6 protein-coding genes are annotated in these 12,994 nt (G+C 70.1%); 2 read left to right on the forward strand and 4 right to left on the reverse strand.

Annotated features, from left to right (window positions below; translation table 11 throughout):
• The first annotated feature begins 553 nt into the window (after positions 1–553).
• Complete coding sequence (locus tag AB1578_08405; GenBank protein ID MEW6487921.1) at positions 554–1,837, forward strand: hypothetical protein; 1,284 nt, start codon at positions 554–556, stop codon at positions 1,835–1,837.
• Between the two features lie 168 nt (positions 1,838–2,005).
• On the opposite strand, the gene AB1578_08410 is transcribed toward AB1578_08405, so the two are convergent.
• The gene (locus AB1578_08410) at positions 2,006–3,238 is read right to left on the reverse strand and encodes an ATP-binding protein (GenBank protein ID MEW6487922.1); all 1,233 of its coding nucleotides are present in this window, start codon (positions 3,236–3,238) and stop codon (positions 2,006–2,008) included.
• Between the two features lie 249 nt (positions 3,239–3,487).
• On the opposite strand from AB1578_08410, the gene AB1578_08415 reads away from it, so the two are divergent.
• Positions 3,488–5,170, forward strand: a complete 1,683-nt coding sequence (locus tag AB1578_08415) for a UDP binding domain-containing protein (protein MEW6487923.1) — start codon at positions 3,488–3,490, stop codon at positions 5,168–5,170.
• A gap of 119 nt (positions 5,171–5,289) precedes the next feature.
• Here AB1578_08415 and AB1578_08420 read toward each other — a convergent pair whose 3' ends face one another.
• From AB1578_08420 to AB1578_08430, 3 genes are all read right to left on the reverse strand, one after another.
• Positions 5,290–7,923, reverse strand: coding sequence for a glycosyltransferase family 2 protein (locus AB1578_08420; protein MEW6487924.1), 2,634 nt, complete (start codon positions 7,921–7,923; stop codon positions 5,290–5,292).
• Positions 7,924–8,277: 354 nt separating this feature from the next.
• Positions 8,278–10,869, reverse strand: a complete 2,592-nt coding sequence (locus AB1578_08425; GenBank protein ID MEW6487925.1) for a pitrilysin family protein — start codon at positions 10,867–10,869, stop codon at positions 8,278–8,280.
• A 31-nt stretch (positions 10,870–10,900) separates the two neighbouring features.
• On the reverse strand, positions 10,901–12,721 hold the full coding sequence (locus AB1578_08430; GenBank protein ID MEW6487926.1) for a penicillin-binding protein activator: 1,821 nt from the start codon (positions 12,719–12,721) through the stop codon (positions 10,901–10,903).
• Between the last annotated feature and the right edge of the window lie 273 nt (positions 12,722–12,994).

Here is a 12,994-nt window from a genome sequence, read left to right on the forward strand (position 1 = left end):
CAGCGTGCGCCCGCCCTCGGGTCCACCCCGAACCCTCCGGGCGCACGCTGTGCGCCCCTACGCGCCCAGACGCCGGGGTTCGCTCCCCAGCGGGTCCACCCACACGACCCGGAAGAGAACCTTTCATTGGGGCGGCCGAGCCCTCTCCAACGGAAGGCTTCCTTGGTGTCTTCGTGCCTTCGTGGTGGCTTCGGGTTCGCGATGGTTCTTGCCATGCCGTGCACTGCTGGCTATACTGCGCCGCCAAATCGACCGGATCTCGCCAGCCCGCCGACCCGCACTCCCGGGAACTGGCTGTAAGGGGCTCAAAATCAGCACAAAACGGGCCTTGACACCCTATTTCAACCGTTGTTATGCTCCGCCCGCCGGGGTTTCCTTCGTTTTGCCGCCGTCGCGGCTCGGCCTTGGGGCCGCATGAACCATAGAGCTGTAGGAGGCGTGTCCTGCTCTTTCAACCATGGAAAAAGGAGGTGACGCGGACGATCCAAGGTCGGAAAGAACGTACCAGGACCGATTCACCAACGGTTGGGTCAACCACTACAGGAGGAATAGAATGAAGAAGCTTCTTCGCACGGCCCTCGTCGGTACCGTGGCCTTGGGCCTGGCCGCACCGGCCTTTGCCGACCACCAGATCGGCGGCTACTTCCGCACCCAGTTCATCATGGAGCAGCTCACCGCCGACAATCAGGCCAAGGACCAGCGGCCGGTCAAGGGCGTCGACAACCGGTTCCGCGCCCGGTGGCAGAACAACATCAACGAGTACGTGTCGGCCGTTCTCTTCATGGAGGTCGATACGCCCTGGGGCGAGGCGTCCAAGGGCGGCATTGGCCAGGGCGGCAGAAAGAGCGCCGACGGCGTGAACATCGAGACCAAGCACGCCTACCTCGACCTGAAGCTCCCCGACACTCCGGTGTCCGCGCGCATCGGCCTCCAGGGCTTCGGCGGCAAGTTCGACGGCGCCATCATGAACGACGACATGGCGGGCCTCAAGCTGAACGCCAAGATGGACATGTTCGACGCCACCCTGTTCTGGTCGAAGTACACTGAGAACGACCGGGTTTCGGAGGACGACGTCGACCTCTACGCCCTGCAGTTGAATCTGGCTCCGGTGAAGGAGCTCTCCCTCGGCCTGGACGGCTACTGGGTCAATGACCAGCCCAACCAGACGGATCTCTACTGGGTCGGTTTGAAGGCTGGCTACACGCTTGCCCCTGTGGACCTCACCGGTTGGTTCGTGTACAACTTCGGCACCAACGAGAGCGGCGCCTCCGACGTGGATCACTCCGCCTGGGCAGCCTTCCTGAAGGGCTCCATGGCCATGGCCGGCGCGAAGGTCGACCTGCGGCTCATGTACTACACGAAGGATGACGACGACCAGGATGTCGAGTCCTTCACCCAGGCGGACTTCGGTAGCGGCGCCTTCGAGTACTTCGACGCCGGTCTGATGATCATGCTCGCCGACGTGGACTACAACAACTTCGGCGGCGGCCGCCGCGCCCTGACCGACGCTGCCTACGCGGGCTACGGCCTCTTTGGGGCGGTGGCGACTGGCCGGTACACCCCCCCCGCAATGAAGAACATGTACTTCCAGGGTGCCCTGGGCTATTTCATGGCACTCGACGACAAGCGCAACGACGAGGCCACGAAGTCCCGCGAGGGAACGAACATCGGCGGCGAGCTCGCGGTCAAGGTTGGCTACAAGATCGCCGGCGCGGCCGACGTGAGCCTGCGCGGCGCCTACGCCCTGCTCGGCGATTTCTACGACAAGACCAACGCCGAGGGCAAGGACCCGGACGACCTCTACAAGCTCATCGCGATGGTCAACGTGCCCTACTGATCCTCGCAGCAACACCGAAACACCAAGCCCCGGAGGGTTCGCCCTCCGGGGCTTTCGTTTGGGTGCGGCGAAGGGAACGTAGCGCCCTAGTTGCCTAGTATTCTGTTCTCTCGATTGGTATTCAACTAGGACGCTACGTCCCCACGCGGCTCGCCGACGGCTGGCCGATCAAGCCCACAGGCTGCCGATGGGCGCGGCCCAGAGGTCGGCTCCGAAGGGAATCGTTGCACGACCCGCGTACAGAATGACCCCGCAGCGGAAGCGGTCGCCGGAAAGCTCCTTGAGGGCCTTCAGCCCCCGGAAATCGTCTGCGGTCACCTGTGCGCTCGCCTTGACCTCCACGGCGGCCACGGCCCCGGTCGGGTCCTCCAGGACGAGGTCTACCTCCTGCCCAGAGACGGTGCGGAAGTGAAAGAGCGAGACCCTGCACCGAGACCACCCTGACTGTTTTCGCAACTCCATCGAGACCCAGTTTTCGAGGAGTGGCCCCAGAAGGCGGCGGTCGCTGCGCAGTCGCGCTGCATCGAGGCCCTGGAGATATCCCGCCAGGCCCGTGTCGTTGAGGAAGATCTTGGGCATCTTGATGAGGCGCTTCGAGAGGTTTGCCGACCATGCGGGAAGCGGAACGAAGAGGAACGCGGCCTCCAGCAGGGACAGGTAGCGGCGCAGGGTCGTCGTCGGGATCCCGCTGGCCCGCGAGAGCTCGGAGGCGTTGAGAAGGGAGCCGGCGCGGGCGGCGAGTAGGGCGAGGAGCCGGGGGAGCTCGGTAAGGCCTTCTATGTGTGCCATCTCCCGCACGTCTCGCTGGAGCAAGGTGGTCAGGTAGGCACCGAACCAGGCGGACCGACGGGCGGGGTCCTTGCGCTCGACCGCCTCGGGGTACCCGCCCGCGAGAACGACCTGCGCCAGGTCCTCCTCGGGTTGCGGCAACCGCCCAGGGCCGGGCGGCCCGCCGGCGAAGAGCCTGTCCACGAAGTCCTCCCGTTTGCCGACGAGTTCCCCTTGGGAGAGAGGCCAGAGGGTGACGACTTCCATCCGGCCGACCAAGGACTCTGCCAGGGTCGGAAGGAGCCACACGTTCGCCGAGCCGGTGAGGAGGAACCGCCCCGGGGTGCGGCGCCGGTCCACCTCCCCCTTGATGGCGAGGAAGACGTCCGGGGCGCGCTGCACTTCGTCGATCACGACCGGCTCCGGCAGGCCGCCGACAAAACCGGTGGCGTCCGACGACGCCGCCGAAAGGGCTGTGGCGTCGTCGAGGGTGACGTAGGAAGCGGGGTGTGACCCCTGGGCGAGGGCGTGGGCGAGGGTGCTCTTGCCGGTCTGGCGTGCCCCGTTGAGAAAGACCACGGGTGTATCTCGGAGGGCCGCCAACAGGATGTCGGAGACATGGCGCGCGATCATGGGCGTATGTTGTCCGTGGCGTGGTCAATTGTCAACCGCCTGCCGCCGATCCCTTCGATGTTCCCTCCGAAGGCTTCCGGCCAGGGGCACGTTGACAGGAATGGGCCGGCTCCCGACAATGTTTCGGATTCGGCGCTCTTTCCCCGACCCAGGTACGCCGCCGGGAATTCTCTCCAGCGAGGCGCCGCCTCGGCCGATACGATTCCCGCTTGGGCGCCACGCGCGCCCATTTCGACAGGAGGAGCATCCATGGACGCACGCAACAACTCGGTCAGCCCCGAAGGGGAAGCCTTTGCCCTCCCCACCCCGGAGGACCACGCCCTGGAGTTCCAGCGGCTCGAGAAGCTCGCGGCCGAGCAGCGGACCCTGGGGCGGGAGGTCGTGGTAGTGGTGGGGGTGGGGTTCGTGGGGGCGGTGATGGCGGCGGTGGTGGCCGATGCCGAAGACGGCCAGGGCAAGCCCACCAAGTTCGTCATCGGCATGCAGCGCCCGAGCCCCCGGAGCTACTGGAAGATCCCCCTCCTGAACCGGGGCCTCTCGCCGGTGAAGTCGGAGGACCCCGAGGTGGACCCCATGATCGCCCGGTGCGTCCTTCACAAGAAGACGCTCACGGCCACCTACACCTACGAGGCCTTGAGGCTGGCCGACGTGGTGGTGGTGGACGTGCAGTGCGACTACTTGAAGGAAGAGCTCGGCAACGTGCGAAACGGCCGCGCCGACATGGACGCCCTGGAGGCATCCCTGGAAGTCATCGCCGAGCACATTCCCCCCTCGGCCCTGGTGCTGATCGAGACCACCGTGGCCCCCGGCACCACCGAGCAGGTGGCCTACCCCATCATGCGCAAGGTCTTCCGCCGCCGGGGCATCGCGAGCGAGCCGCTCTTGGCCCACAGCTACGAGCGGGTGATGCCGGGCCGGGAGTACGTCAACAGCATCCGCAACTTCTGGCGGGTGTGCAGCGGCATCAACGACGAGGCCCGTGACCGGGTGGTGCGCTTCCTGGAGGACGTGCTCAACACCCGGGATTTTCCCCTCACGGTGCTCGACCGCCCCATCGAGTCGGAGACAGCCAAGATCGTCGAGAACAGTTACCGGGCCACGATCCTCGCCTTCCTCGACGAGTGGAGCCACTTCGCCGAGCGAAACGGGGTGGATCTCATCAAGGTCATCGGGGCCATCAAGGTGCGCCCCACCCACTCGAACATGATCTTCCCCGGGCCGGGGATCGGCGGGTACTGCCTGCCCAAGGACGGGGGCCTGGGGGTTTGGGCCTACCGGCACATCCACGGGTTCGAGGACGACATCTTCAAGATCACCCCGCTGGCCATCGACGTGAACGACACCCGGGCGCTCCACGTGGCCCAGCTCGTGCGCGATGCGCTTCGCAACATGGCCCGGCCGGTGGCCGCGGCCGACGTGGTGGTGCTCGGGGCTTCCTACCGGGAGGACGTGGGCGACACCCGATACTCCGGCTCGGAGCTCCTCATCCGGCGGCTCACCGAGATGGGGGCCGAGCCCCGGGTCCACGACCCTTACGTGCAGCACTGGTGGGAGTTCGAGAAGCAAGACGAGTACCCGTCGGCGGACTACAGCTGGAAGCGGTTCTTTCGCAACCAGGAGAAGCTTGCGGAGCTGCGGGTGGAGCAGGACCTGGAAAAGGCCCTCTCGGGCGCCGATGCGGTCATCTTTGCGGTACGCCACGAAGCCTACCTGGACCTGGACCCCGACAGGGTCGTCAGCACCGCCGGCGGGCCGGTAGCCGTGATCGACTGCTTCGGCGTGCTCGACGACGCCCGGATCCGGCGCTACTTCGAGCTCGGGTGCGAGGTGAAGGGCCTGGGCCGAGGGCACGTGAAACGCATCAAGGACCGGGTGCGGGCCGAGCGGGAAGCGGCGTTGACCGGCCGCGAGCGCCCCGCCCCCGACACCTGACCGCCGGACCCCGCTCCCCCACCCCGACATCCCCGCGGCGCCCCCCAGGTCGTCGGGTTAGGCCCCTGGGGCTAACCCGACCTACACCGGGCGGAGAGGGCGGGGTGAGGGGGCATCCGTCACGGCAAGGAGGGCGTCGGAGCCAGGGCAGCCCGGGGCGCCGGCCGGGGGCGGGCCGGGAGGGCGTTGGTCAGGGAGAGGAGAACGGCAGCAGCATACGGCAGGGACTGGACCAGGAGCACCGCGCACCACAGGAGCGAGCCGGGGGTGTCCCGCCCCTGGGCGAGCCCCACCCCCAGGGCGGCCAGCCACAGAGCCGCGGCCAGGGCAGCCTCCTCGGCCGCAGCGGCCAGGGCGCGCACCAGGGCGGGCCGGTCTTCGCACTTCGGGGTGCGGAAGAAGGGCTTGCCGGTGGTCAGGAATCCCATGACCACGGCCTTGGCGATGGCGTGGGAGAGGGCAAGCCCCGCGAGCGCGGCCGCCGCCGTCTGGACGCGGGTCGCGCCCACCCGGACCCGATAGACGTAGACGAGCTTCGCCACCTTGAACGCGAAGAGCGCAAGCGGCGGGACCGTGAAGACCGCCAGCGGCGGGTCCACGTGCTTGGGATCGAGGACCACCGCGAGCGACCACGCGAGGGCGGCGAAGGTGTAGAAGAGGTTGAGCCCGTCGGCGAGCCAGGGAAGCCACCCCGCCAGGAAGTGGTAGCGCTGCCCCCTCGAGAGGCGCGTGCGGACCGAGCCCAGGAGCTCGCGGCGGTGACGCCGCAGGATCTGGATCGCGCCGTAAGCCCAGCGGAAACGCTGCTTCTTGTAGTCCACGAAGGTGTCGGGCATGAGGCCCTTGCCGTAGCTCTCCTCCACGTAGGCGCCCTCGTAGCCCTTCTCGAAGATCCGAAGCCCCAGCTCCGCGTCCTCGGTGATGCACCACTCGGCCCAGCCACCGACCTCGCGCAGGACCGAGGTGCGGATCATCGTCATCGTGCCGTGCTCGATCACGGCGTTTCGGTCGTTGCGGGTCACCATGCCGATGTGGAAGAAGCCCTTGTACTCGGCGTGGCACATGGCCTTGAAAACGCTCTCCCCCTCGTCCCGATAGTCCTGCGGCGCCTGGACGAACCCGATCTCGGGGCGCGCGAAGTGGGGCACCAGGTCGCGGAGCCACGACGGGCGCACCTGGTAGTCGCTGTCGATGACCGCCACCACCTCGGCCTCGGGAGACGTGCGCTCGAGGGCGAAGTTCAGGGCCCCCGCCTTGAAGCCCTTGAGCGGCGCCACGTGGAAGAAGCGAAACCGTTGCCCGAGCTTGCGGCAGTGCTCCTCCACGGGCCGCCAGACCGCCTCCTGGACCGTGTTGTTGTCGATGACCAGGACCTCGAAGCGGGGATAGTCGAGCCGGGCCAGGGCATCGAGGGTCTCGACCATCATCTCCGGAGGCTCGTTGTAGGCGGGCACGTGGATCGAGACCAGGGGAAGCGCACCGTCGGGGTTTCCATCGCCCGAGGGCGGGGCGGCCGCCGGGCCGAAGGGGCGGCGGCGACCGGTCACCCAGGTGGCCTCGGCGAGCTCGTGGGCCTCGGTGAGGAGCACCAGGGCGATCCCCAGGAAGCCCACGGCCAGGGCGATGCCCACGGTCACGGTGAAGGGCGTCAGGTACTGGTGGGCGTAGTCGTACCCGACCCACACGGCTCCCGCCCCCACCCCGTGGGCCACCGCCGCGAGGAAGCTTCGCCCCCTGCGGCGAAGCGTCCCACCATCGAGCAGGAGCATCGCCAGGGTGACCAGGGCCAGGACCACCGAGGCGCCTGCCAGGGTGCGCCACTGGGGCACCCTGACGATGGGCTCGGTGAAGGTGAACTTCTGGTTCCGGTAGACGTCGTAGACCCCCCAGTAGGCGCCCACCGCCCCCTCGGTCTCGCTCTTCCAGGGCTGGTCGAAGGCTTCCATGAGGTAGTAGTCGTACTTCTCCGCCTGGGCGCGGGCCAGGAAGCGGCGAAGGAAGGTGGCCTCGTTGGCCTCGGAGGCCACCGCGCTGCGCCGGGTCCTGCCGTTGCTCGGCCACCCCACCTCGGCCAGGACGACGGGCTTCTTGGGGAAGGCCGCCTGGAGCTCTCCGACCTTGTCGGCAACGTGCTGGACGGCTTCGTCCAGGTCGATCCCCTCCCAGTAGGGAAGGAAGTGGGCTCCCAGGAAGTCCGCGTGGGCCGCCAGCTCCGGGTACTTCAGCCATACGTGCCATGGCTCGCCGGTGCTCACGGGGACCTTCAGGGCCTTGCGCGCTCGGTCCATGTACCCGGCCAGCTGCTCGGCCGTCAGGTCGCCCCGAAGCAGGACTTCATTGCCCACGAATACCCGAGTCACGTTCTTGTGCTTTCGGGCCACCGCGATGAGCGCTGCGAGCTCCCGCTCGTTCTCCTCCTGGTTTGCCGTGAGCCAGGCACCCAGGGCCACGCTCATGCGGTGCCCGCCAGCGAGCTCCGGTACGTCGGCCAAGGTCCCACCCACGCCGTAGGTGCGGATCGACTTGACCTTGCCCGCCAACAGGGAAAGGTCTGCGGCGATCTCCTCCCGGGTCGGAAACTCGCCCATCGCGGGGTCGCTCCCCATCCGCAGGGGCGAGAACGACATGCCCTCCACCTGGGACGGCCACGGGGGCTCGGCCGCCGGGCGGTTGCCCAGGGCCCAGAATGCGATGGTCAGGGCGGCGAACGCGCCGCCGATGAGCAGGTTCAAGGGGCGGATCTTCCGTGCCATGGACGTTGCTTCTCTCCTCGGAGTCGCGCACGCCGACCCCCTGCGCCATAGCTCCTCCAGCAGGACCTGGAACGGCCCGCGGCAAGAGCACGGAACAAGTCGGGATCAGGGGGGATGCGGCGGCGGGAACTCCGAAACCCGACCTGGCGGGCATCTCCCGGACGGGAGGCTAGCCACAGGCTGGAGGCGTGAAGGGTACTCCGGTCGGCGGGAAAACAAAAGGGGGATGCTGTCGCTGGATCCACCGTCTGGGCGGAAAGCGGGTTCGGGGAACCCCTACGCTGCGCCGCGGGATCCGCGACGTTCGGAGGGCTCGACTCCGAGGGGGGGGCAGGTGCGCCGAGCCTCCCCGGCCTAGGCGCCCTCCGCCGGGCGCAGCACCACACAGGCGTGGGCCTCGGGAAGCAGGTAGCGGCGGGCCGCCTCGGTAACGTCGGCGGCACTCACGCCGAAGATCCGGCGGGCGTAGGTCTCGAAGCTTCGATGCCCCAGGCCGTAGACCTCGTCCAGGGCCATCTGGGCCGCCTGGGAGGCATTTTCCTGGAGGGCCAGCTCGAAGCCCCCCACGAGCTTTCGCTGGGCCTGCTCCAGCTCTTGGGCGGTGATGCCTGCGCGGGCCGCGAGGGCGAACTCCTCCAGGAGGCACTCCCGGGCCTCCGACGCCCGGGCGGGGGTCGTCGCCGCGTAGCCCGCCAGGTAGCCCGGGTCGAGCCCCTCCAGGCTGGAGCAGGAGACAGCGTAGGCCAGGGCCCGCTCTTCCCGCAGGCGCCGGAAGAAGCGCCCTCCCTGGCCGGCCAGGACGGCCGTGAGCACCTGAACCGCGGCCCGGTCGGGGCTCCCCAGACGGGTACCGGGGAACCCCACGGCCACGTGGGCCTGCTCGGCAGCCCACGCCAGCTCCCGCACGAGGGGCGCCTCGATCCGAGGAGGAGGCGCGGGATCGAACCCTCCTTCCAGCCCCGGCTCCAGAACCTCCAGTGCCCGCTCGAAGAAGTCGCACACCTCGCCGGCGTCCACGTCTCCGGCCACGGCCACCGCGAGCTCCCGCGGATCGGCCCTTCCGTGGAGCCGGCGCAGCGCTTCGCCATCGAGCCCCTGCACCGTTTCGGGGCACCCCAGCACGTCGCGCCCATAGGGGTGCGACCCGAAGAGGAGCTCCTCCAGGAGGCGAAAGGCATAGCCGGCGGGGTTGTCCCGGCGCATTCCCAGGGCGGCCAGGGTGTCGTCCCGGAGCTTCTCCACCTCCTCCTCCGGGAAGGTGGGATGGCACAGGACCTCGGCGAAGAGGTCCAGGCCGTCCTCCAGGTACCGGGAAAGAAGCTCGGCTTTCAAGCCAAAGGAGTTTCTCCCGGAAAATCCCTCCAGGTGCCCGCCCACGGCGTCCATCTCGTGGGCGATGTCGTAGGCGCTGCGGCTCGCGGTTCCGCGAACCAGCGCCAGCCCCAGGAGGTGGTAGGCCCCCGCGAGGGACGGCGGCTCCCGGCGCAGCCCCCCGAGGAACACCGCGCGGGCGGCTGCAATGGGAACCGCCCGGTTCTCCTTCACCAGGATCCGCGCCCCGTTGGGCAGCACCCGGCGAACCAGCCCTTCCCGGGAGGAGGCCCTGCGCCCCCTCCCGCCCCCACGGCCCGGGCGCCGCGCCCCGGCCTCGGCTCGCGCCAGGAGCGATCCGGCCTCGTCGCCCGCGATCCCCAGCGGCCCCGCCGTGGGGTGCAGGGCGACCAGCACCGCGCGGTCTGCCCGAAAGTACTTTCGGGCCGCGACCCGCAGATCCTCCGCCGATACCCGGTGCAGGCGGGCCAGGTACCGGTCCTCCTCGGAGGTCCCCCCCAGCACCACGTGGAAGAAGCCCGCCTTGCGGGCCTGCCCCTCGGCGGTTTCCTTCTGGTACACGAAGTCCGCCTCCAGGTTCTCCCGGGCCCGTTCGAGCTCCCGCGGGCCGGGCAGCTCGCGCTGGAAGCGGAACACCTCTTCGGCGATGGCCTCGAAGGCCGGACCGAAGCGTCCGGGCTCCGCCACTCCGCCGAAGCACAGCAGCCCCGGGTCATCGGGCGTGTAGGCCCCTCCGGAGACCGTGCGCACGAGATTGCGGTCGAGCTTCACCCGATGCTGCAGCCGGGAGGCCTCTCCCTGCACCAGGACCGCCATCAGCAGGTCCACCGCCGCCACGTCCGGGTGCCGCGCCGCAGGGCCCGGGAAGGCCAGGTCGAAGTAGACCTCCGTGAGGTCGCGCGCCTGGAAGCACGCGCGAAACCCCTCGGCGCGGGGCTCCCGCGGGCGGCGGCGCCGGGGCGCCCGGGCAGGCTTCCCGGGGGACAGGAGCTCCCCGACCCGGGCCTCCAACACCTCAGGGGCGGCATCGCCCGCGGCCACCAGGACCATGTTCCCGGGCCGGTACCACCGGCGGTGGAACGCCTGGCAGTCGCCGGGCGAAAAGGCTCCCACCGTCTCTTCCCGGCCCAGGATGGAGCGCCCGTAAGGGTGGACCCGGTACCCGTGGGAGAAGAGAAGCTGGGAGAGCACGTGGTGGGGCAGGTCGCGGCTGCGGCGCAGCTCCTCGACGACCACCGCCTTCTCGCGCTCGAGCTCCGCCGGATCGAAGCTCGGCGCGCGCACGGCGTCGGCGAGGATCTCGATGCCGAGTTCGGCGTAGCGGCTGGCCAGGACCAGGGAGTAGACGGTGTGGTCGTGGCTCGTGTAGGCGTTGATCTCTCCGCCCAGTCCCTCCACCTGGCGAGCGGCCTCCCCGGGGCCCCGGCGCTCGCTGCCCTTGAAGAGCATGTGCTCCACCAGGTGGGCCATGCCCTCCTCTCCCGGGGCCTCGTCGGCGCTCCCGGCGCGCACCCACAGGTCGAGCGCCAGGGCCGGCGCGGCCCGGTTGGGAACGAAGAGGAACTGGAGGCCTCCCGGGAACCGGCCCAGCCGCGGGCGCTCGACCTTTCTCATCGAGGCTCCCGGTGCGGGCTCGGGGCCGGCATCACGGGGCCACCGGGACGATGCGCCCCCGGCGCACGGTGAGGATCTTGGCCTGGGCCGCCACGTCGCCGCCGGGATGGGTGGTGAGGGGACCCATCACTCCGGGAGCGGCCCACAGGGACTCCAGGCGGCGGCGAAGGGCCGGCCGGGTCTCGGGCTCGAGGAGCGCCGCCCCCCCGGCGAGCAGGCGCACCGCGTCTGCGGCGTAGGCCTCGATCACCCCGGGAGGCTCCCCGTACTCGGCCTGGTAGGCGGCGACGAGCTCCCGGGCTTCGGCAAGGGCCGGGTGGAACTCGGCCGGGAAGAGGGCGCCGGCCACGTACTCCTCGCCCACCTGGACCAGCGCCGGATGGTTCCAGGTGCGGATTCCCAACAGGGTAACCCGCTCCACGTCGTGGAACGGAAGCTGGGGGGCGATCTGGCCGGCCTCCACGCTCGAGACCGGGACGAACACCGCTTCGAAGTCCACCACGGGGGGCGGTTTGAAGCGCGCCAGGCGGTCGGAGTCCACCGTCGGCTCGGGCTCGGGGTCGGTCTCTGCGGCGAGACCCAGGGCCACCAGGAGGGCCTGTTCCCGCACCAGCCGCTCCCGCTCCTGCTCCACGAAGCGCTCTCGCACCTCGGCAGGGGTGAGCCCGAAGACCCCCGTGAGCCGCCGGATCGGGTCGCCGTGGTCGCGGGAGCCGGGGGGAAACGCCTCGACCCCGGTGATCTCCCCTCCCCGGGCCACGACCTCGCCCCAGAAGAGGTCCCGGTAGCGCCGGCCCAGCGGGGTGTCCGCGTAGAGGATGGCGAACCGGCGAAGCCCCGCCTCCCCCAGGGCGTGCTCCGCCAGGCGGGCCATCTCGTCCTCCTCCCGGAGGTAGAGGCGGAAGGAGCCGCCGCCGGCCGCCGCCGGCGCAGGGGTGGGCGCAATCAACGGAACGCCGAGCTCCCGCGCGACCCGGGCGGCCTCGGCCGCCGCGCTGCCCTTGAGAGGACCCGCAATCCCCACCACGCCGCGGGCCGCCAGCGCACGCACCGCCCGGGCCGCATCCTCGGGCTCGCCGCGGGAGTCCTCCACCAGCAAGCGGATGCCCGGCTCCCCGCCGGCCTCGAAGAGCCGAGAGGCGACGAGGGCGCCCCGCAGGGCCCGCTCGCCGATGGGCTGGAGCGGGCCGGAGAGGGGAAGAATGAGTCCGTAGAGGCCCGGAACCACCGACCGCACCGCGACCCACTGGGCGAGCAGCGCCTCGGCGACCCTCCCGAGCGGATCCTCCGGGAAATCGGAGAGCACCCCCCCGAGCAGCGCCTCGGCCTCCCCTGCCTGCCCGTGCCCATACAGCAGCCGGGCCCGGCGCAGGCGGGCGTATCCCCCTTCGGGGCACAGGGGGCACTCCTGGGCGACCCGCGCGAGCTCTTCCTCCCCCAGGGCGTCGAGGAGGGCGCGCGACCGGGCCCTCAGGTCCTCCGCGTCGATCTCGTCCGCGCCCGGCAGGGCGGCGACGTACGCCCACACCGCCTCGGTGCGGCGACCCAGCCCCTGGAGGGCTTCTGCCCTCAGGCGCCAGACGGCGGGAGGGGCTGCCTCCCCGGCTTCGTCCAGGAGCTCCAGTGCTTCGGCGAAGCGGTCTTCGGCCAGGAGGCCCTCGGGCGTGGGTTCCGCGACGGCGGGCGCCGCCGGCTCCGGGACCTCGGGCTCCTCCATGGCTTCCCGGGGCCTCTCCCCTGCCGGGACGGGCTCGGGAGCCGGCTCCGGGAGCCGCTCCGCCGGCACGCCCTCCGGAGGGCGGCGGGCCGGCACGAACACCCGCCCCTCGAGCTCGACCCCGATGCGGGGCACGGCCTCGGGAGGAGGTCCCCGCCGCTGCGGGGCTGCACAGGCGCCGCCGAGCGCAGCGAGCAGGACAATGAGGAGGGACAGGGCCCTCGAAGTCGGTCGGGCGCTCATCTCGTTCACGGAAGCTGGAGGAGAAGGCCCGAGGGTAACAGAAGAGTCGGGAAGGGGTCGAGGGCGCGCAACCACCGGAGCCGTCGACTGGGTGGCAAGCGGGGTCCGGGAGGCCAAAGGGCTCGCCCTCGGTTCGATCGCTGGTATGGACTACCTCGCGAGATG

It is taken from the genome of Thermodesulfobacteriota bacterium, assembly GCA_040756475.1.
Taxonomy (GTDB): Bacteria; Desulfobacterota; Deferrisomatia; order Deferrisomatales; family JACRMM01; genus JBFLZB01.

Bases quoted from the DNA above. Each gene is read 5' to 3' on its own strand.
- AB1578_08405 (MEW6487921.1), top strand. From the start codon at position 554: ATGAAGAAGCTTCTTCGCACGGCCCTCGTCGGTACCGTGGCCTTGGGC.
- AB1578_08410 (MEW6487922.1), bottom strand. From the start codon at position 3,238: ATGATCGCGCGCCATGTCTCCGACATCCTGTTGGCGGCCCTCCGAGAT.
- AB1578_08415 (MEW6487923.1), top strand. From the start codon at position 3,488: ATGGACGCACGCAACAACTCGGTCAGCCCCGAAGGGGAAGCCTTTGCC.
- AB1578_08420 (MEW6487924.1), bottom strand. From the start codon at position 7,923: ATGGCACGGAAGATCCGCCCCTTGAACCTGCTCATCGGCGGCGCGTTC.
- AB1578_08425 (MEW6487925.1), bottom strand. From the start codon at position 10,869: ATGAGAAAGGTCGAGCGCCCGCGGCTGGGCCGGTTCCCGGGAGGCCTC.